The following is a 19,570-nucleotide window of genomic DNA, read 5'->3' on the forward strand; positions in this document are numbered from 1 at the left end:
CACTTCACTTTAAGATCCGTTCTGCCTGTACCTAGTCTCCCTGCTTTGTAACTTTAACCTCATCGCCCAACAACAAATAGACCATACTTTTCTTCGGGTACACTTACTTCTTCACCTTCGAGGTCTTCAAATTCACAAGTCAGATGATAAAACTTCAAAGTGCTTCCTTCGCGCCATTGTACCCGCTATTAACTACTAACGCATTTCTCACTATAATTGGCTCCCCCGTCAAGTGGACAGCTATCAAAAAGCAATATTTAAGTGCTCTGCCTCTCTCACGGTAGACAACGAAAAATGACATCTGGCATGAATGTCTTTAAACGTTGATTTCCGGAGGAACTTTTTGTGCTTTAAACAACTGCGCAAGCGCTCCTCTTATGAGCCAGATGCTTCATTTGATTTTAATTCACTCTTTGCAACATGTATTAAGGCAGCCATCGATGGGGAAATCCACTTCTCCCGATGCCAGAGCATTTGCGCAGAAAATGATATATCCGATAAATCCCATGGTAAAGCAACCAAATTTCCCTCTCTCAAATCTTCCTTCAACGCCATCTCAGGCAACAGAGCAATCCCAAGGCCAGCAACTGCACATTGTTTAATTGCTTCTACGCTAAGAAACTCTAGTTCTGTCAAGGCATCGGCTCCTTTTTTCAAAATGGACTGGTGAAAAAGAGTGCGATAAGAACAACTCTTCTCGGTCAACAAAAAATGTTCTTTGTGAAAGTCATCAATGATCAATGAGGAACGAGATGCCAGCAGATGATCTGGAGATACCACCATTCGAAATGACTCATCTTTCAAAAACTCTGAATGAAGGTCTTTGGCTACAACGAATTCATCCAATACAAAAACGACATCCGCAAGCCCTTCTCTTAGACTATGTCTAAGCTCTTGGCCGGACAATGGACGGAACAAAAGACGAACGTCTGGATAGTGTTCACGAAACCGTCTAAACAAGGAGGGAAGAAGGTATGCGCAAAGAACTTCGTCTGCCCCTATAATAACGGTTCCCGTCGTTTCTCCGTGCTGACTAGATACACATTTTGCTTCTTCTACATCGTTCAAAATTTTAGTGGCATACGGCAAAAATTGTTGGCCGGCATCCGTTAACACAACATTCTTGCCTAATCGATCTAGCAATTTCACGCCTAGTTCTTCTTCCAACGCTTTGATTTGCATGGTAATGGTAGACGGTACATAGTTCAATAGTTCAGCAGTGCGACTAAAGCTGCATGTAGAAGCAAGAGTCCAAAACGTTTTTAGTTGGCGTATTTCCATTAACTAAGCACCTTCTTCGTTCAAAAAAATTGAATGTAATATTCAAAAACGTTTCGTTGATTTGATGATATGCGTATTGTAGAGTAAAAATCAAGTTATCACTAATTTTACTTTGAAGGAGCATCCGTCAATGAACGATTATGAAACATTTCCCCTTGGAGATATATTGCTTCAATCAGGTCAGCAACTCCCTCAAGCATTTATTGCATATAAGACCTACGGAACCTTAAATATCGCAAAGAACAATGTTATTGTATATCCAACTTGGTTTGCTGGTCGTCACACAGATAACGAATGGTTAATTGGAGAGAATAAGGCACTCGATCCCAATCGGTATTTTATCATCGTGCCCAACATGTTGGGCAACGGATTATCGACCTCTCCCAGCAATACTCCCGCTCCATTTGATAAGGCCAATTTCCCTCTCATCTCTATGTATGACAATGTACGTTTTCAACATCAACTAATCACTCAAAAATTCGGTATCACAAAAATCAAACTAGTTGTGGGTTGGTCTCTAGGAGCCCTGCAAGTTTTTCAATGGGGAACGAGTTATCCTGAAATGGTCGAACGTATTGCACCATTTGGCGGGACGGCAAAGACCAGACCGCATGCACAGCTGGTATTTGAAGGAATGATCGCGGCGTTACAAGCGGATACAAATTTTAAAAAAGGAAGGTATGAGCATTCACCGGTTGTCGGTCTCGCAGCGATGGGAAGAGCCTATGCACCCTGGGGTTTTTCGCAGGCGTATTACATGGAGAATTTATATCAATCCGAGGGATACTATTCCTTGAAGTCTTATGTAGAAGATTACTGGGATCAGGTATTTTTGTCCTTTGATGCTAATGACTTGATTGCCATGTTGCGTACAGGAATACATGGAGACATTAGCGATAATCCTGTGGACCGCTGCAACTTCGAACAGGCGTTAAGCAAAATCACCTCTCCTGCACTCGTTATGCCGGGGTCAAGTGATTTGTTTTTCACTCCAGAGGACAGTGCGTATGATGTACAACATATGCCGAATGCTGTTTTTCAACCCATAGAATCCAAGTGGGGACATTGCTTTGGAATCGGAGCAAACGAACCGGATTCATTCGTTATAGATAGTCATCTAAGGCAATTTTTGCAGTTAGGATAATTGATTTAGCAACCGTCTAGGCTTTCAGGTTCGACAACAAATCTTCTACCACCTAAAAGAATGGGTTAATCGGATTATCGTGTTGACTTAATCAACGGGTATATGGAGGTTAATCCTGAAGAGCCACCAACCTGGACAATTAGTATTAAGGAATCTAAAACCGTGCTCAACTTGGATATCTTATTACAGTATATGAGACGGCATAGAAACATCAAGGATACCTTGACTCGTTTTATGCATGATCACTTTCTGTACTTTACTTAACCAGAGTATAAACGGCGAAGGCTATTCAAATACAAGCATGATTGTTCAGTAGGCGCTATAAGTCTATTCTTTGTGCATTAGGCGCTAATTTGACTTTTTTTAAAATTGAGTTGTTTATCATTTTAAAGCATTATAATATGGTTTCAGACATCGATGTACTTTAAAAAGAAAGAGAAGAAAATATGAAGGCTGAAATTGAAAAAATACCGTCTTTTAGAATTGCATACATGAGACAGATTGGTCCTTATGGAATTGCAAATTCACAACTAATGGAGAAATTTAAATGCTGGGTTGAAACTAATAAATTATTTAATAGTACGTCTATTATCCTCGGTATTGCCCAAGATAATCCCGCATTTGTAAAACCGGAAAATTGTCGCTACGATACGTGTTTGGTTGTTCCTGATGATTATTGTGTTAATGCTGATGAAGTAGGCCTGAGCAACATTAGTGGAGGAAGATACGCTGTTTTTAAGATAAATCATACAGCAAAAGCTGTTCAAAGGGCTTGGGCTGAAATATTCCTGGAGTTGGAAAATCAAAGATTCAGCTTAGATGAAACCAGACCTATCTTGGAGCGATATACAGTTAAACTTATTAATAATCATTGTTGCGAAATTTGTGTTCCGATTCAATAGACGTATTAAGATATAGGTTGTTTCGATTATTGAAGACAGTCTAAACTTATTCACTTATATAAGAGTAAAAGCCCTCTGTTTAAGAGGGCTTTTGTGTATATAGTATATAATTTGTTTGTTACTAGATTACTACATATTTATTTAGTAGCCAATGCTGCTTTAAGTAGTTCTAGCTCTTTTTTGTGCTCAAATAAGCTGTCTTTGGATTCTTGTAATTCTTTCTCCGTCTCAGTGACGCTTTTTTCAATGCGTTCAAGAAGTCTTTGGTCATTGACTGACACCTATTCTTCTATCGGTGTCAGTCAATGACTTTTCATTTTTTTTAATATCACTATTAAGTATTCCGATCAATTCCTCCAAGGTTCCAATATGCTTCACAATTAGTTCCTTGGCCAATTGGCATATGTGTTATCTTTCAAGGATATTGCTTGTGACTGCTCTTTAATAACCACATTAGAAGAAGGAGTTCCTGTTACAATTACAATAGTTTTTCCTTTCACCGCAAGGTTCGCCCCCAAAGAGTCTGACATCAAGCGCAAAGGCACATACGCTGTACCATTGATGACAATAGCGTTTTCAGACAGTGTTGTTCCATTTACTCTCACATTGTATTCTCCTGCAACAGTCTTCCCAACTAGTGATTTCACTTGATCTGCCGCAGCTCCACCAGAAGTAGCCAGCAGTACCCCGAGTAAAGCACCTATAAACATATACATCTTTTTATTCATCTAAATGCCTCTGCTAATGGTCTATTCGTTCTAATATTACTATTGGCAGACATTGTCGTGAATATTTATGTTGAACATGAACTGCTACCTCCACCTATAGGATTTCCACAAATTCAAGAGCATTAAGCTACTACCCGAACCACTTCGACCTAAAGAAATGGTCTCTTGTCCTGTTAAGGCATAAGCCACAAGTCCGCTGAATCAACTACAATTCTTCGACCTGTCTTAGCTGTAAAAATGATTTCAACTGCCAGACAAAACGATTAAAAAGACCGTGGATCTGTACCTCAAAAAGGGTACTGCTGGGACGAGGCATGTAGATTTCGAATTCCCGGTTTCTGTTCTTGCCCTTCATGAGCGCTCTAATCTTTGGAATGGTCATATTTTGCCATTCTAAAGTCTTTCTACCAACACAAGATTAAAGGCTTCCTTATGCATTGCCTAAACTTTAGGCCAATCGACCTCGGCCCGTTCTTCTGTAGCTTCCCATTTTTCGCGACCAATCGAAAAAGAAAATTTATATTGATTGCCGCTCATGAGTTGTCGTATCTGACGGATCAAAGCAATAGTTCCTATTTTGTCACAACAAAAAAGAAGGTAGGAAAAGTTTCCTGACCTTCTTAGCATTCATATTTCTATGTCTGAATAATATCATTGCTTTTCACCATGTTACTACAGATTTTCCATTTTAACTTTAAAGATAGGCTTTGGAGTAGTGGTAATGTTAAATGGATCTTATTACTGCCACTACGTTCTCTTGCCATGCTACACAATCCCCTCCATAAATACGTCTGCTTACTATGAGTGTAATTAGACAAACTGACGATATGAAATCGTACAGTCTTTTCTAAAGCGGCTACATATAATGTTCTATATATCATTAAGAATGGCTTAAATAGTCAACTTTAATATAGTAAGAGTAGTATTGGTAAAGTTATGAAGTTGGGCTGGGGTTGCATTTGCATTTACTAATTGAATAGTTGTAGGAACGACCCCTACAGTAATAATGACTTCTGCCGAAGTTGGTCCGCCACCGTTACCCGTGAAAGGAACAGGGGTAACAGGGAATCCATTTACGGTAAGGTTAAAGTCAGCATTGCCTTGGTTATGAATTGTAAAATCTATTAGATAGCTCCCCGTTTCGTTGATTGTTATCGTTGGAGATGGAGGAGTGAAAGTAAATGCACCACCAACATTAGCCAAAACTCCAGTAAAGGTAATTGGTGAGTTACCCGGAACTGTGTCAGTTCCCGTACCAGGATCTGCTCGGAAAACACTTAAGAAGTCTGATATCCCGGCGCCAGCAGGCCCTGCTGCCCCCGTTGCTCCTGCTGGTCCTACCGCCCCTACCGTTCCCGCTGGTCCTGCTGGTCCTATCGCTCCTGCTGGCCCTACTGCTCCTGCAGGTCCTGTTGGTCCAGGAATTCCTTGAAAACCTTGTAGCCCTTGCTGTCCTTGAGCGCCTGGAACTCCCTGTGGTCCCGGCAGTCCCTGTGCTCCCTGTGCTCCCTGAGGTCCTTGAGGTCCTTGAGGTCCTCGGATCCCTTTAACAATAACTTTCGGTAAAACTTTGACTTTTTTAACTACACATCTTCTAAATTTTCTCCGATGCATTTTCTTTTGCCAATAATAATGTCGAAACATAATTAATGATCACCTCCAAAGTCTAGTCAAAGTAGCTTATTGTGCAATTAACCAAAAAGATTGGGCTGTTGACTTCATCTTGGGAAAATAGGCATAGGTCTGACTCTATCGTGTTAGCATTATTACAGCTCATCCTTCTGTAGCTTAAAATCCAGTTCAATCAACCGATCCAGATTCTGCACTATCTGCATTTTTATATTTCTAGCCTGTAGGTCTTTGACCCACTGAGCTATGCCAGCCTTAACAATCTTTCGGTACTACGCCATTGATCAATGATACCCTCGACGATCTCTATTTCGCGCTGTAGTAGTGTCTCTTGCTATTCGTTGTCTGTTCCCATTGTCATTGGGGAGACGTTTACGCGTCTCCCTTTTTATTTATACTAGGCAGAATATACACCAAACTTGTGAACCATCTGCGGTTACATTAATATAGTGAATGCTACGTTAAACAACGGTTTTATATATGGGGGAGAATAAATAACAATGGTTAACAAAGAAATATCTTCTGGTGACCGAAATTCTTGGACAGCATCTGATAAGATTCATACCGACCTGCTTGCCGCTAAAGTTTCAGTTTATAATCCATGCAATTTTAAATGTACTGGACCAATTTTAGAAAAACAAAACGCTGACTATGGGGCCTACTTCTTTAATTTAAATGCCCACTCTATACGATTCCGTATTGCAAAGACAACTCCAAAAAAGATCGGGCAATTTGTGACTGTATATAAGAGAATTGGAGATAGACCAATACAACCCTATGACGTATCAGATCCAATCGACTTTTTGGTTATTAGTGCACGTAAAGACAGTAGCTTGGGGCAATTTGTATTCCCAAAATCCATTCTGATTAAACATAAAATATTATCTAACAAAGGTGAAGGTGGTAAAAGAGCAATACGTATTTATCCACCATGGGACACGCCTACAAACCTTCAGGCTCAAAAAACTCAAACATGGCAGTTAAAGTATTTTCTTAACATACCTGTAAACGAACCAATAGACATTTCTCGTGCAAACGTACTTTACGATTTAGAATAATGTGTTGCAACATTAGAAAGACGTACCGGCTCGTGGCACGCTACGAAATTGAACCGCGCACGGTGTCCGACCAGACCAGGCTGTTAATGTTTCGGCTGGTTAACTGATGTCTTGCTGCCTGCACATGCCGTAAATCCCTAAATAATGTCTGGGGAATGATGTTGGGTGATGCAAAATTACTTGAGCGCCAGAGCTGCTGCCTTAACGTGAGCTGGGATGGTGAATCCGTCCTTTTCCGTCATCAGTATGCATGGTTACTGCGACTGCTAGTACTCGCTGCCACTCGATGGAATAATCGGATGACCGTATGCGTGTTGGCATTCAAATTTAATGGCGGTACCATACTCGCTCTTGGACTCTGCTGCCTCCTATGTATTTCGAAGTGCAAGATTCTAAACCGATTCAGATATGCGTACCCATCGTGTCTTACTGCGCTTGCTTCTGTAGACATGATTAATGTCCTCCTAAAGTGGTGTGCTAGAAAAAAAAGGTAACAAAAAAAAGACCGGCGCATTCGCCAGCCCTTCGTCTGTCCCCTTCATTTCCACGCTATCATAGTAACATGGAAAATCCGTCAGATGGTGTTCAGTTTAGGTTTGCGTTAGGGTCGTTTTGTGTTTAGTTACAGTCAAATTCTTCCGGAGTCGATGTCAAATTAAATCATTTTGTTCAGGTAATTCAACAGTCACTCCCCGTTGCTCAAAAACTTTTTTAGCCACTTCAATTGCATTAATAACACGGGGAAAACCAGTGTATGAAAGTAAGTGTATGAAGGTCTCAATAATCTCTTCTGGGGTTAACCCAGCTGTTAATCCTGTATTTATGTGTAATTCAAGTTGTGGTTCTGTTCCTAGTGTTACAAGGGATGCAATTGTAATTAAGGCGCGTTGTTTGTTGTCTAGCTCGGGACGAGTATAAATGTCACCATAAGTAAACTCAATCATATATCTACTTAAATCTGGAGCTATATTTTTAAAGCTATCAGTGATTTTTAAGTGCGTCGATACTTCCTTGTTCTCCTTTACAGTAAATTCCATTAATTTGTCTATGCCTTTTTGATAACGACTTTTTTCCATATACTTTATTCCTCCTTTAAAGCTTTAACAATAATATATAAGAGTATGTTCTTATTGAGAAGTAAGCACATTTTTGATCTAAAAGTACAATTTTGTTCTATGGGTACACTTTATATACATAGTATGTTTTTTTATACTTTGCTTAACTAACAATGAATGAGTAACTAAACTAGATCAAGGCCTCTTGTGTGTTATTGTTGTGTTAGAATAAGGTTTTAGGAAATAAATATAGCTACTTTCTTATAAAGAAAAGGAGGTTCCTCTATGGATAAAAAAGATATAGAAATAAAAGCACTCTATGAGAAGTATTCTTGTTCTGATAAATATTCTTGTTCCGTTGAAGCTACCATGGACATTATTGGAGGTAAGTGGAAAGGAGTTATTATTTATTATTTAATGAGCGGGGTGAAACGACATAGTGAATTAAAGAAGCTAATGGGAAATGTGACACAAAGAATGTTAACTTTACAATTACGCGAACTTGAGATGGATGGATTGGTGCATAGAGAAGTTTATAAACAGATACCACCAAAGGTTGAGTATTCACTAACAGAGCTAGGAAAATCCTTAGGATCTGTTATCTTGTATATGCGAGAATGGGGCTTAAGTAACATTCATAAGATATTACAAAATAGAATGAAAAAAGAAAAAATTTAGGCGTAGAGTAAGTCATAGATAAGCGCATCAAAATCTCTTCAAAAAAGGTACCGGGTATATGTTAATTTGAAAATAGCGGCAAACTAAGATATTTACTCCGTTCCTTAGTTTGCCGCTATTATGGTTTAATCTCAAAACTCTACATCAGTCTTGTTCAAAGAACTCCTTTAAGTTCAATGTGTGGGCCATCGTTTAAAATATCACCCAGTATCCACCCGATCAGTTCTTTTTATTTCGCTCGCGATATGCCGCGAGAATCTTTCTAGCATCTTCCCTGTCCTCCTTACGTGAAAAGAAGATAGCGGTGTATTGCGTTAGCAAGAGATTTTATAGCATAATGGCCTTTTCCTGGAACAACGTTATTGACATTAAAAGTGGTTTTATACGAACAAAAACGGGGCAGCATCAATATTAGTGACAATAAGGATCTATATTGGATGATTAATTTGTAGATGGATAAAAACAGTGAGGAAACCATCTAAGTTACGTCCATCTAGACACTTCAAAAAAAACCTTGTTATAATATTGAATTAAAGGTAAATAACTCGTTATAGCAAATACTGTTAACTAAGTACAGTCGGAAACGCGATTCTTGAAAAACGCCCCGGAGCAATCCGGGGTTTTAATATTCTTTGTAGTATCTATTCGCTGCACCCGGGGGCGTGACTATCTTTTGGTCCCCTATCCCAGCCCTCTATGATTACGATATGGCACATGTCACTCTTGTTTTCCCATAGACTCTCAAGAGCTAGCAGACCTGCCTTTATGTCCTCTGTGCGCCTCCCCGTCTTTCTCTCCATATCCTTCATAGTGAGTATCTTACGGCGGTCTGCTGAAAAGTTGTAGACTGAACGGCGACGTTAAGCTAACGGGCAATTTAATGGAACTCTCCATGTTTCGAAACGTAATTATTTAATGTTTGTACCAGAACTCACTTAAAGTGAGATATGATTAACTCTAAGTATATTCAATAAGTGAGGTGTAACTTTGTCATCAATTTTACTAATGATTTTTTCAATTAATTTTGCTCTCCTACTTTTGCACGAAATGGATGCAATAAGAGCTAAAGAATGGAGAATGTTTATAATCCTAAAAGATATGGAAGATAAACGCGCATTCAAAGTATTTACAATTTTGCATCTACCGCTATATACTTTTTTATTGTTTTCATTTATTAGTCAACAACCTTTATCTTTCGTAATATTAGATCTATTTTTAATTTTTCACTCGATCGCTCATTTTTTCTTTGAGAAGCATCCAAATAATAATTTTAAGAACTTATACTCAAGATTAATTATATATCCAATGGGCTTATTGGGTTTGTTACATCTTCTTGGGGTAATGTATTTTTAAAGGAGACGTAATCCGTTTCTCACTGGAGTAAATAACCAGTCTTTCGAGTTGGATTTTGGAAAAAGAAACCTACATTGTTATCAGTTAAAATTAATTGCATATTACGCTAACGGGAAACGTTAGTTCAAAGAAACAGCGACTGTCTAGGGCTTTATTTTCCCGTCCTAGCCCACCGTTGATTCTTTTATTGTAGTTAACAAAACTTTATTTTCAACGAACATTTAAAAAGTGAACTCATACCAGTTCCACCTAGAATGTCCGTCTATAAGCAATTCTTCAACTAAAAAGCTCTGCCGACCAATTAACGTTAGCAGAGCTTTTTACTATTTAACAATAAACCTCACTTTAGTTCCATCAGCGTATTTATCTAACTGATGACTTACCCATGATCCTGCTCCCCTGTTATCACTAGGGCTTATGTATCGAATATCAGCACCTGCTCCACCTTCTTCACACATTGCCATTGGCCACTCATCACGGTCATACCCTTTTTTAGTCTGTTAGCCCTTGAGTGACTCCTTCCTGTTTTCCTCGGCTCCATCCCGATCAATTGTACATACAGCAGAATGTCCGGTTGCAATGGCATCCCTAATATGTGCTCCGGTTTCAGGGTAGCGTGAGCTTGGAAACTCCAACGTATACCCTGTTGCTTGTTGACTATTTGCTGCCGGTTCAGCATATACACCTTGTACGAAAAAAATAGCAGCTAGTAAAAATACAATTAAACCTCTTACAAATCCTTTTACCATATGACACCCCCGAAATATGTTAAATCTTCTAAATACTATACTGAAAGATATGTCAAAGTATCGGGCGTATTGTCGCAAATTAAAAAGACTCATACCAGTTATTATTACAAACTAATATAAGTCCTATCTGAGATTAAATTTAGGTATTAGGAGGGAGTGTGCTCACAAACTCATAAACACCTACTATACGTTTAGCCGGGTAATCCGGATTTTCAAATACAGTTATGGAATATATTTGTAGTTTACTAAACATAGAATTAATAACATATTTTGGCAACCTTTTTTTTAGCAAGGCTTTGATATCATTGGTATTTCAGGTTATCGTCATCTGAAATTAATTCTTCACCCTTCACTGGTAGAGTTTCAGGCAAAGTATAATATTTAGCTAAACTTTCTGGAACACTTATATAAAAATAATATGGATGTTTACCCTCCAATATATATTTTCTAGACTTGTCTCCAAATTTATAAGTTACCCGAAAGGAGACTGAGTTATCAGAGGAATCGTGAGACATTTTAAAATCATAGACAAGAAAGGCGTTAGGGTCTTCAAAATGAGTCCCCGTTAAAAAAGGCTCACTCTTTTCATTGTTTTGATCTTCATTTCTTTCTTCACTTTTGCTCTTATTTGTCCCGTTGTTTACATTATTGCTAGGATTAAGTCTTTTATTATCTGTATCCATCTCTTTATTGTTACTGCTACAGGCAACCAGAGTTATAATTACAAATACTAAAATCCATAAACTAGTTTTTTTAAAAATGATCTCCTTAGACCCCTTGAAGTATAAAAAAAAGGAAACCAGTTTGGATATTGGTTTCCTATGAGATTATTACAATCTTCTTACAAATATACTATCGGTTATAAATTTTCACAAGCCATTCACGGCCTAATTGAGTAAATCTACGGTGATAGATCACTTTACCGTTATCAAGAACTTCTTGTTTGATTTCAACATAGCCGCAATCCGCATATCTGCTAGTCATTCTGCCTGAATTGATCTTTCGATTGCCTAAATCATGGTTAAGAGCAATTGCTGACTTAAATCCGAGTTCCTTTGCAATCTCTGTGGCAGTATAGGTTTTGTTAACATGCATCAGAATAACGTTCGTTCGCTCTGCTTGGACTCTGGCAGTGCGCTCCTCTTTGAGTTTAGCCAAGAGTTCAATTCCGAAATCAGGATTGTAGCAACGTCTTTTGCACTTATTAAGAAATCACCTTTGAAATCAATTTCTACGTCCTCCCTTGTCAGTATTGTCACTTCATGCTGATTTTCAAAAACAGCTAAACCATTACTCATGCTTTATCACTCCTATAATTTATTTTGAGACGTAAAATAAGCCTCTAAATTATCAGAGGCTTTCATACTTATATCTTAAATTGGTTCTGCTGCTATAATGCTACGGATTTTAAAAAATGCATATGTTATTAACCTAATACGAACGAGCAGGATAGTTGAATAACATTAATCAATCTAAGGAGCATGTCGACCTACGTGAGCTTCAGCCTAAACGGGACTACGCAGGTTGTAGTTAAATTACCATTGTGATAAACTGAATGTAATTTGATGATGGGAGTTGAACGGATACATGTAGAACTTTCTTGCTTCGAGATCACGAAAAGAACGGACTCAGCGATCGGCTGTGGTCGTTTTATTTCATCTCTGCAAGAAAGCTCTGCGTTTCGTTGCGCTCCCTCTCCGGACAGTCATACGGCCCCCTGTAATGGGGCCGTATTTCCTCGTATGGATTAGAGCCGCAAGAAAGCACCTTTCTTGCGGCTCTTTTTTTATTTCCAATCGAAAGGATGATTGCCATGCCCGCCATTCAGGTGACCAATCTTACTTTTGCCTATCCAGGCAGCTATGACCCCATATTCGAAAATGTTCATTTTCAAATTGATACAGACTGGAAGTTGGGCTTTACGGGGAGAAACGGTCGGGGGAAAACGACGTTCTTAAACCTGCTTCAGGGAAAGTACGAATACAGCGGTACGATCTCCACACCAGTCGCCTTTGATTATTTTCCGTTTCCCGTCGAACACCCTGAGTATTTGACCTTAGACGTCGTCGAAGAGATCGTGCCAAACTATGAGAACTGGAAGTTGATGCGCGAACTGAACTTGCTTAAGGTTTCAGAAGACGTGTTGTACCGGCCATTCGAATCGCTGTCCCAAGGAGAACAGACGAAGGTATTGCTGGCCGTGCTATTCATCCAAGACAATCGATTTCTGCTCATCGACGAGCCGACCAATCATCTCGACTTGCACGCACGCAAGCTTGTCGCCGATTATCTGAATACGAAGCGCGGTTTTATTCTTGTTTCACACGATCGGGCTTTTCTCGACCGCTGCGTGGATCATATTCTATCTATCAACAAAACGAATATCGAAATCCAAAAAGGCAACTTCTCCAGCTGGTGGACGAACAAAACTCGCCAGGACACGTTCGAAATGGCACAAAACGAAAAGCTGTACAAAGACATACAGCGTTTATCAGCTTCTGCTAAACGTACTAGCGGCTGGTCTTTTGAGACCGAAAAATCGAAAAACGGCACACGAAATTCCGGCTCCAAGCTTGACAAGGGTTACGTCGGGCATAAGGCAGCGAAAATGATGAAACGCTCGAAATCCATCGAACAGCGGCAACACACCGCTTTAGAGGAAAAATCGAAACTGCTCCGAAATATCGAACAGTCAGAAAGCCTTGCAATCTCTCAGCTCGTGTATCCCAAATCGGAATTGGCGATGCTGGATCACGTCACGATTTACTACGGGGAAAGAGCGGTTTGCAAGAACATTAGTCTGACGATTGAACCAGGAGATCGGATTGCAATTTCAGGTCCAAATGGTTCAGGTAAGTCTAGCTTGCTTCGCCTGCTCAACGATGAGGCGCTACACTATACAGGAACGTTTCAGCGGGAGCCGCAGCTTCGCGTTTCCTATGTATCCCAGAATACTTCTCATCTGCGAGGAACGCTTTCCGATTATGCAGCAGAGCACAGAATTGACGAAAGCTTATTTAAGGCCGTGTTGCGTAAGCTAGATTTCGCCCGCCTCCAGTTTGAGAAGGATATATTGGCGTTTAGCGGCGGTCAGAAGAAGAAGGTTCTGATCGCGAGAAGCCTATGTGAGGAGGCTCATCTGCATATTTGGGACGAACCGCTCAACTTTGTCGACGTGATTTCCAGGATGCAAATTGAGGAGCTGCTGCTTGAGTACAAGCCGACCATTATATTCGTGGAGCATGATCGGGAATTTCATGACCGTGTCGCCACGAAAACGGTTGAACTCGGTGGGGATTAGAATTTTACAAAGTGACTTGGAGTAAGACATGATTCCAACGACAGAAAGCTTTGCACAACAACTTTTATGAAAAGGGAAGAGATTGAACTAAAGGGACATGATAGTTCAATAAAAAAACGGCAGTCTAGGATTTTATTTTCTCGTCCATAGCTGCCGTTTATTTTGTTTGAGTGCAGTCTAATACTAAGAAAATGGAACAACACTGTCTGAAAACGCTATTGTCATCGATGGTACAGCGTATGTGCCTTTGCGCTAAAAGCTTCTCCAAGAGCCCGGACACCAGCTCCACATGCTTGTTCAGTGACCTTCACCTTGTACATTGCTCCATCAGTAGCTTGAACACTCAGGGCTGTAAGCTTCGCTGGGATTTCTGCGTCATTCTCAACGCCCAATGCAGCCCGTACTTGTCCAAGCATGCCATTAGCCGCTGCCAGTGCAGTTGCTTGGGTTTGCGCTGCTGCCAAAGCAGCTTTTTGTTCTTCATTCATAGTGTCATCTCCTTGGCCAGTGTCTCGGCCTGTTCTTTTGTTTGATGCTGTTTTTTAGATACAAAAGCAGACATGCCGCCTTTGTTGCTGAAAAAATAAAAGACGCGTCCATCGCCATCAAGCGACTTCGCATCTAAAGGTAATGGTTCGTATAAAGGCCGGCACATTGACCGACCTGATTCACCGAGACTCAAAAGCTGCGATGCGTTCCTTATTTAATTTGCAAAATCGCAAGAATACCATGCAGAAAGTCTAACGAAGGGACAACAAACGATTTTTTTCGGTCAGCACTATTTTCCTCTTAAAGCCTTTTCTTCGCAAATAGGGAGCAATGTAATCTTACAATTCCACTTTAACGACATATTTGCATTGTCTGAGTATTATCTACTAAATTGATAAGCTATACTATAGTGGCATAAAAGGAAGGGGAATTGAAAAAACAATGAGTAAAATGTTTTTGATCGGAGAAATTTCAAAGCTCTTTCAAATCGATATCCGAACGCTGCGTTACTATGATAGCATTCATCTGTTCGAACCTGCATTAGTCGATAAAGCGACTGGTTACCGTTATTATTCAATCGATCAATTCGAAAGCTTGAACACAATTCTCTACCTCAAAGCGCTAAATATCCCACTTAAAGAAATTAAACAGTTCCTTGACGATCGTGATATAGATCATATTTTAGCTTTATTAAAGGAGCAAAAACGTAGAACAGAAGAGAAGATTCTTGAGTTTAAACAGATTCAACATAGAATTAATAAAAGAATTCAGCAGATTGAAGATGTGTCTAAAGTGGAAGAACTCTTCAAGATCCGGGAAACGCAGCTTCCGGAACGAATGATTGTCATGTTGAAACAAAAGATTGGTAAAAGCGACAACCTAGAAATGTCGATCCGTTTATTAGAAAAAAACAACAATATAAAATCAACCATTTTCCTTGGACAAGTTGGATTAGCGATATCAATCACGAATCTGCAACAAAGGAAATTCGATGAGTACGATGCTATATTTCTATTCGTAGAACCGGATAAACACCAATATTACAAAACGGCTAAAAAGTCTCTTCCTCAACAAAAGTATCTAACCATACGTTTCATAGGTACTCATGCAGATGCATCGATTTATTATGAAAAATTGTTAAAACATGCACTTGAAAAGGGCTATACTTTAGCAGATGACGCACTCGAAATTACTTATATTGATTATGGCCTTACACAGGATGTCTCCAAATTCGTTACTGAGATTCAAGTACCTGTAAATGACTATTGACCCTCCAGTTGCTGGAGGGTTTATTCTTTAAAAAAACAAAAATGTAGGAGAGAGAGACATGATTGGAACGATTGTAAATGTAGCTACAATTATTGTAGGTAGTGTAGCCGGAAGTGTTTTTAGGAAAGGCCTGAAAGAGTCTTACCAAGATATTCTTATGCAGGCAATGGGGCTGGTAGCAGCTGCACTTGGTATTAATGCGTTAGCCACATATATGCCAGAAAGCCAATATCCCGTGTTGTTTATTGTTAGCTTGGCACTGGGCGGTGTTATCGGTCAGAAGCTTGATTTGGAGCAACGATTTAAAATTGTGGTTGCAAAAATTTCAAAGGGAAATCTGGCGGAAGGATTATCAACTGCAATATTGTTATTTTGCTTAGGAACAATGTCTATCCTGGGACCAATAGAAAGTGCACTGCACGAAAATCATACGTATTTATATACAAATGCAATTCTGGATGGGATAACTTCGATTGTTCTGGCGTCTACGTTCGGAATCGGAATAATTTGGTCTGCAGTAGTACTTTTTTGTTGGCAAGGGTTACTGTACTTACTAGCAAATGTTTTATCTAATTTCATTACGCCTGAACTATTGACCGAAACATCGATTGTTGGCGGTGTGCTAATATTCTGCGCTGGCTTAAGCATTCTTGGCATACGAAACTTCAGAACAATAAACTTAATTCCAGCGCTACTGGTACCTGTAATATTTATCGCCTTGAAGGGTACAATGGGCTTCTAAGTGTATCTAATACACTCCATCCTTTGTTCATATATTATAAAGATATGTGAGTTGTTCTATTCGAAATAAAGGACCGGATTTTTTCGGTCTTTTCTTATGAAATCACTTCTGTAGCTTCTGAGGTTCCTTCATCGAGTACTTAAAGATTTAACGCAGAAACCAAAATCTCTTAAGAGTCCCCTTTCATTCTTCGGAAGGCCTGTCACTAAGGCCCCACAGCTGATGTAATCAAACTCATCATCAAGATAGCTCCGCTGAATAACTTCGCGCTGAATGCCGGAAATTTTACTCATTGCCATATCGAGCAACCGATCCTTAGCAGTCAGCTCTGCTCCTTCCTTGTCCAAATTGTAAACAGTGACGTTCTCCGTTTGCTTGCTGATCGCGTTTGTAGCTTGGGCTCGCTATATGAATAAATCCGATAATCGCACCTAACAAAACCAATTTCCAATTTACCTTTTTACTGCCACACTACCTATTGAAGGAAGCATAATATGTGTATCTGGCTCCATCAAATATTCTCCGAATGTCAAAACAAAAGCGTCAGCTCTGTCTGGAGACTTGAATCCGCGCTTTTTCATATCTTTCTTACTTTCAAGCAGCTTTTTACCCTTGCTGGTCATGTTCTATTTACCTGATGTAAGTTGGGTTATAAGAACATCATCATCAGGCAATTGCAGAACGCTCGGATCTCCATTTATGAAATTGCTCATACTCTGTTCTAATTGTTCCTTAATAGATGCCCACATTTCTGTAACAAGGTTTCCATAGTGCTCATCTAAAAAAGAAGAGCCATTGTTAATTGGTATGATTTCATACGGTAGCCCTTCTTCAACTACGATTTCATTTAGTCGATCCGTTACTCCTCCGCCAACGCCGCTATCATCGACTCTTATTCTAATTCGGTTCAAATATGGATGAGCAACATGCAACTCTTTAGCTAGGTTAATCACCCACCCCGCAGTTACCATTGTGTCTTTCTTGAAATGATGGTGTTCTCCTACAACTCTTGGCCCTATGCCAGCAAACATTGAGGTTTCGTCATCACCAAATCGTGCAACGTCCACACCTATAGTTAACATATTTCCGGTGGGTTCCACCTTTACTTCTTTAGCTGCAAATTCAGCCACTTCCAAAGAAATAAATGTATCTGATTCTCCGCGGGGAAATTCACCTTCAACCCGGACTCTCCATACATCACTACCTTCACCATATTTACGCTTGAGCATGGCGATATTATCCTTGCTGGTTCTTGGACTGTCCAAGCAGAATACCTTGCGTGTTTTGTAGTCTGCTCTGTCCTTATTATGTGAATCGTAAAAAACACCCGACGTTTTTGTCGGGTTTCCGCACATCAGTATTTTGTTGAACTCACCTGACAATGTACCTAAGATGGCCTCCATGATTGGATCAGCAACACCTGAAGCTTCATCCACAATGAAAAGCATGTAGTCCTCATGGAAGCCCTGCATATTCTCAGGCTTGGTAGCTGTCCGAGCTGTAGCAAACCAGCGTTCCTCATAATTCTTCATGTAGATTTTGGCCTTAGTCCATTTCAGAATTCTTTTTAATACAGGACTTTTAGATTGCCATTTATTAATCTCAGCCCATAACACGTCGTGTAGTTGCTGCCTTGTAGGAGCTGTACAAATCACTTTAGGATAAGGGAAGCAGGATAGGAACCAGAGGGCCGTTGCAGCTTCCAGTCCAGTTTTTCCTACGCCCTGACCTGAGCGGACAGAAACGCGCGGATTATTGGCTAAATCCATAAGAGTATTTGCTTGCCAATCGTCAGGATAAAATTTTAGCATCTCTTGGCAGAACAATGTGGGATTCTTGCGATACTCAGGAATCCGTTTCTTGAATGCTTGCAGCCTCCGTTTCGTCTCCGGTGAGTCCTTCGTCTTCATCGCCAACCACCGCCTCTACCCAATCGTCAATTAAATCGTCTTCTGTATTGCCTTCTCCTGTGACCTTTGCCCTTTCAAGCTCAAGTTTCTCACGCTGCATTTTGAGTTTTTCGTCTTCAAGCATCCGTTTATGTTTATCTGGCAGCAAATCCATGTATTTAGTCAGCACGTCCAAAGCCTTTGTTTTATCGTGAAGCTTAACAATTACGCCATCCTTGCCCTGCTTTACTTCTGAAACTAGCGTTCCGTCAATTTCATCACTGTTTTTAAAAGCAACAAAATTATATCTATACTTCTTCGCGTCTCCAGTGTCTGGGTCAAAGACCAGCTCACCTTCCAGTCCAAGAACATCTTCTTCCTTTTGACCAAACTCTACGTAATCAGTAATGTCTGCAAAAGCAATCTTCATATATTCCATCAGCACGCGTTGAGCATTCAACCCCACCTCGCCGATCATGGATTCCTTATGCTGTCGAATTATGTTTTGAATTTCAACTTTCTTCAACAGAGCGAAACCAATCTGGTAGGCAGTTTTCTTGCTGTATCCCGCCGCAATGGCTGACCTGGTAGCGTTGAAGTCTCGAAGGTATTCATAAGTGAAGTTCCTTTGCTTAGGCGTTAATCCATCCTCATCAGGAATTTCAGGTTCAGGTTCTTCAACAACCACTGGAATGTTCTGTACTTTTTTGGAACGTTCCATATTTTCGGAGCGTTCCAATACCTTTTTCGGAGCGTTCCGTATTTCTGGAGTAGTAACTTTTAGTTCTTTAGAGAACGCATCAACTGTAAGTGGGGTGGCATATACTTCTCTTGGCTTATCACCTTGATATGTACCAATGAATTTGCGCCGCTCCATTTCATCAATCAGTCGGGCCGCTCTGCTATAACCTATCCTCATTCTGCGTTGCAATAAAGAAACCGAGGCTTGTTTGGCCTCGGCTACAATTTGAACAGCTTTTAGAAAAAGCTCATCAGGATATGCTGTTGGATCTTCATCTTCATTCGAAGTTTTGTTATTTTGATCCGTTCTATTTTTATTAGAACGTTCTGTATGTTCCGTAACGTCAGCAAGTATGTCCTCCCACTTATCTTTTGCCTTCCATCCTCTTACCGTACCTTCAGATACACTAAGTTGAGAGGCTATATCTGTGAGACGTATGTTGCCGGAACTGGCTTTGTATAGATTAAATGCTTCGTCCCGTTTCGGGTCTCTCTTTCGTCCCATATTTTATTATTCACCCCTTTTGATGATGTATCTGAAGCTAAGGAAAAGTTTCCTGAA

At 40.0% G+C, this 19,570-nt stretch carries 17 protein-coding genes and 2 pseudogenes; 8 read left to right on the forward strand and 11 right to left on the reverse strand.

Going from position 1 to position 19,570, the window contains the following annotated elements; all coding sequences use genetic code 11:
* Positions 1–375: 375 nt before the first annotated feature.
* Positions 376–1,281 carry a LysR family transcriptional regulator gene (locus KAI37_RS14040; RefSeq protein WP_220029666.1) on the reverse strand — a complete coding sequence of 302 codons (906 nt, stop codon included), beginning with the start codon at positions 1,279–1,281 and terminating at the stop codon, positions 376–378.
* 130 nt (positions 1,282–1,411) lie between these two features.
* On the opposite strand from KAI37_RS14040, the gene KAI37_RS14045 reads away from it, so the two are divergent.
* Both KAI37_RS14045 and KAI37_RS14050 read left to right on the forward strand, forming a co-directional pair.
* A complete protein-coding gene (locus KAI37_RS14045; RefSeq protein ID WP_220029667.1) occupies positions 1,412–2,425 on the forward strand; it encodes an alpha/beta fold hydrolase in 1,014 nt (337 codons plus the stop codon).
* 446 nt (positions 2,426–2,871) lie between these two features.
* Positions 2,872–3,327, forward strand: coding sequence for an AraC family transcriptional regulator (locus KAI37_RS14050; protein ID WP_071641170.1), 456 nt, complete (start codon positions 2,872–2,874; stop codon positions 3,325–3,327).
* A 380-nt stretch (positions 3,328–3,707) separates the two neighbouring features.
* Here KAI37_RS14050 and KAI37_RS14055 read toward each other — a convergent pair whose 3' ends face one another.
* Both KAI37_RS14055 and KAI37_RS14060 read right to left on the reverse strand, forming a co-directional pair.
* The gene (locus tag KAI37_RS14055) at positions 3,708–4,055 is read right to left on the reverse strand and encodes a stalk domain-containing protein (RefSeq protein ID WP_071641172.1); all 348 of its coding nucleotides are present in this window, start codon (positions 4,053–4,055) and stop codon (positions 3,708–3,710) included.
* Between the two features lie 891 nt (positions 4,056–4,946).
* Positions 4,947–5,699, reverse strand: a complete 753-nt coding sequence (locus KAI37_RS14060; protein WP_071641174.1) for a collagen-like protein — start codon at positions 5,697–5,699, stop codon at positions 4,947–4,949.
* Positions 5,700–6,184: 485 nt separating this feature from the next.
* Between KAI37_RS14060 and KAI37_RS14065 the strand changes: the two genes are divergently transcribed.
* Positions 6,185–6,742, forward strand: coding sequence for a MepB family protein (locus tag KAI37_RS14065; RefSeq protein ID WP_220029668.1), 558 nt, complete (start codon positions 6,185–6,187; stop codon positions 6,740–6,742).
* Between the two features lie 650 nt (positions 6,743–7,392).
* On the opposite strand, the gene KAI37_RS14070 is transcribed toward KAI37_RS14065, so the two are convergent.
* Positions 7,393–7,818, reverse strand: a complete 426-nt coding sequence (locus KAI37_RS14070; protein WP_220029669.1) for a carboxymuconolactone decarboxylase family protein — start codon at positions 7,816–7,818, stop codon at positions 7,393–7,395.
* A 264-nt stretch (positions 7,819–8,082) separates the two neighbouring features.
* Here KAI37_RS14070 and KAI37_RS14075 point away from each other — a divergent pair, with 264 nt between their 5' ends.
* Together KAI37_RS14075 and KAI37_RS26700 are read left to right on the forward strand one after the other, a co-directional pair.
* A complete protein-coding gene (locus KAI37_RS14075) occupies positions 8,083–8,475 on the forward strand; it encodes a winged helix-turn-helix transcriptional regulator (RefSeq protein WP_071641182.1) in 393 nt (130 codons plus the stop codon).
* A gap of 1,005 nt (positions 8,476–9,480) precedes the next feature.
* The gene (locus KAI37_RS26700; protein WP_071644319.1) at positions 9,481–9,828 is read left to right on the forward strand and encodes a DUF6713 family protein; all 348 of its coding nucleotides are present in this window, start codon (positions 9,481–9,483) and stop codon (positions 9,826–9,828) included.
* Between the two features lie 323 nt (positions 9,829–10,151).
* On the opposite strand, the pseudogene KAI37_RS14080 reads toward KAI37_RS26700, so the two are convergent.
* The 3 genes and pseudogenes from KAI37_RS14080 to KAI37_RS14090 all read right to left on the reverse strand — a co-directional run bounded on the left by KAI37_RS14080 (position 10,152) and on the right by KAI37_RS14090 (position 11,735).
* Positions 10,152–10,577 (reverse strand): annotated as a pseudogene (locus KAI37_RS14080) (NucA/NucB deoxyribonuclease domain-containing protein).
* A gap of 302 nt (positions 10,578–10,879) precedes the next feature.
* Positions 10,880–11,260: a hypothetical protein gene (locus KAI37_RS14085; protein WP_258382974.1), complete on the reverse strand. Its 381-nt coding sequence runs from the start codon at positions 11,258–11,260 to the stop codon at positions 10,880–10,882.
* A 169-nt stretch (positions 11,261–11,429) separates the two neighbouring features.
* The gene (locus tag KAI37_RS14090; RefSeq protein WP_071641184.1) at positions 11,430–11,735 is read right to left on the reverse strand and encodes a BRO-like protein; all 306 of its coding nucleotides are present in this window, start codon (positions 11,733–11,735) and stop codon (positions 11,430–11,432) included.
* Positions 11,736–12,390: 655 nt separating this feature from the next.
* Here KAI37_RS14090 and abc-f point away from each other — a divergent pair.
* Positions 12,391–13,878 (forward strand): ribosomal protection-like ABC-F family protein, encoded by a 1,488-nt coding sequence (gene abc-f / locus KAI37_RS14095; RefSeq protein ID WP_220029670.1) that lies wholly within the window; start codon positions 12,391–12,393, stop codon positions 13,876–13,878.
* Positions 13,879–14,099: 221 nt separating this feature from the next.
* On the opposite strand, the gene KAI37_RS26405 is transcribed toward abc-f, so the two are convergent.
* Together KAI37_RS26405 and KAI37_RS26410 are read right to left on the reverse strand one after the other, a co-directional pair.
* Entirely contained in the window at positions 14,100–14,366 is a 267-nt protein-coding gene (locus KAI37_RS26405) for a hypothetical protein (protein WP_258382975.1), read from the reverse strand.
* Positions 14,363–14,533, reverse strand: coding sequence for a hypothetical protein (locus KAI37_RS26410; RefSeq protein WP_256703426.1), 171 nt, complete (start codon positions 14,531–14,533; stop codon positions 14,363–14,365). The genes KAI37_RS26405 and KAI37_RS26410 overlap by 4 nt, the downstream gene beginning before the upstream one ends.
* 275 nt (positions 14,534–14,808) lie before the next feature.
* Here KAI37_RS26410 and KAI37_RS14105 point away from each other — a divergent pair, with 275 nt between their 5' ends.
* Together KAI37_RS14105 and KAI37_RS14110 are read left to right on the forward strand one after the other, a co-directional pair.
* Positions 14,809–15,636: a MerR family transcriptional regulator gene (locus tag KAI37_RS14105; RefSeq protein WP_076294816.1), complete on the forward strand. Its 828-nt coding sequence runs from the start codon at positions 14,809–14,811 to the stop codon at positions 15,634–15,636.
* Positions 15,637–15,694: 58 nt separating this feature from the next.
* Complete coding sequence (locus tag KAI37_RS14110) at positions 15,695–16,378, forward strand: DUF554 domain-containing protein (protein ID WP_076294815.1); 684 nt, start codon at positions 15,695–15,697, stop codon at positions 16,376–16,378.
* A 452-nt stretch (positions 16,379–16,830) separates the two neighbouring features.
* On the opposite strand, the pseudogene KAI37_RS14115 reads toward KAI37_RS14110, so the two are convergent.
* Positions 16,831–18,288 (reverse strand): annotated as a pseudogene (locus KAI37_RS14115) (DEAD/DEAH box helicase family protein).
* Positions 18,224–19,513: a terminase small subunit gene (locus tag KAI37_RS26635; protein ID WP_220029671.1), complete on the reverse strand. Its 1,290-nt coding sequence runs from the start codon at positions 19,511–19,513 to the stop codon at positions 18,224–18,226. Before KAI37_RS26635 ends, KAI37_RS14115 begins: the two are co-directional and overlap by 65 nt.
* Positions 19,514–19,570: the final 57 nt, after the last annotated feature.

The organism is Paenibacillus sp. S25 (assembly GCF_019454085.1).
GTDB classification, from domain to species: Bacteria; Bacillota; Bacilli; order Paenibacillales; family Paenibacillaceae; genus Paenibacillus; species Paenibacillus polymyxa_B.

What these genes read in the sequence shown, in the direction of transcription:
- KAI37_RS26405 (WP_258382975.1), bottom strand. Translation starts at nt 14,366, where the DNA reads ATGAATGAAGAACAAAAAGCTGCTTTGGCAGCAGCGCAAACCCAAGCA.
- KAI37_RS26635 (WP_220029671.1), bottom strand. Translation starts at nt 19,513, where the DNA reads ATGGGACGAAAGAGAGACCCGAAACGGGACGAAGCATTTAATCTATAC.
- KAI37_RS14105 (WP_076294816.1), top strand. Translation starts at nt 14,809, where the DNA reads ATGAGTAAAATGTTTTTGATCGGAGAAATTTCAAAGCTCTTTCAAATC.
- KAI37_RS14060 (WP_071641174.1), bottom strand. Translation starts at nt 5,699, where the DNA reads ATGTTTCGACATTATTATTGGCAAAAGAAAATGCATCGGAGAAAATTT.
- KAI37_RS14070 (WP_220029669.1), bottom strand. Translation starts at nt 7,818, where the DNA reads ATGGAAAAAAGTCGTTATCAAAAAGGCATAGACAAATTAATGGAATTT.
- KAI37_RS14075 (WP_071641182.1), top strand. Translation starts at nt 8,083, where the DNA reads ATGGATAAAAAAGATATAGAAATAAAAGCACTCTATGAGAAGTATTCT.
- KAI37_RS14065 (WP_220029668.1), top strand. Translation starts at nt 6,185, where the DNA reads ATGGTTAACAAAGAAATATCTTCTGGTGACCGAAATTCTTGGACAGCA.
- KAI37_RS14055 (WP_071641172.1), bottom strand. Translation starts at nt 4,055, where the DNA reads ATGAATAAAAAGATGTATATGTTTATAGGTGCTTTACTCGGGGTACTG.
- KAI37_RS26700 (WP_071644319.1), top strand. Translation starts at nt 9,481, where the DNA reads ATGATTTTTTCAATTAATTTTGCTCTCCTACTTTTGCACGAAATGGAT.
- KAI37_RS14110 (WP_076294815.1), top strand. Translation starts at nt 15,695, where the DNA reads ATGATTGGAACGATTGTAAATGTAGCTACAATTATTGTAGGTAGTGTA.
- abc-f (WP_220029670.1), top strand. Translation starts at nt 12,391, where the DNA reads ATGCCCGCCATTCAGGTGACCAATCTTACTTTTGCCTATCCAGGCAGC.
- KAI37_RS14040 (WP_220029666.1), bottom strand. Translation starts at nt 1,281, where the DNA reads ATGGAAATACGCCAACTAAAAACGTTTTGGACTCTTGCTTCTACATGC.
- KAI37_RS14050 (WP_071641170.1), top strand. Translation starts at nt 2,872, where the DNA reads ATGAAGGCTGAAATTGAAAAAATACCGTCTTTTAGAATTGCATACATG.
- KAI37_RS14085 (WP_258382974.1), bottom strand. Translation starts at nt 11,260, where the DNA reads ATGGATACAGATAATAAAAGACTTAATCCTAGCAATAATGTAAACAAC.
- KAI37_RS26410 (WP_256703426.1), bottom strand. Translation starts at nt 14,533, where the DNA reads ATGTGCCGGCCTTTATACGAACCATTACCTTTAGATGCGAAGTCGCTT.
- KAI37_RS14045 (WP_220029667.1), top strand. Translation starts at nt 1,412, where the DNA reads ATGAACGATTATGAAACATTTCCCCTTGGAGATATATTGCTTCAATCA.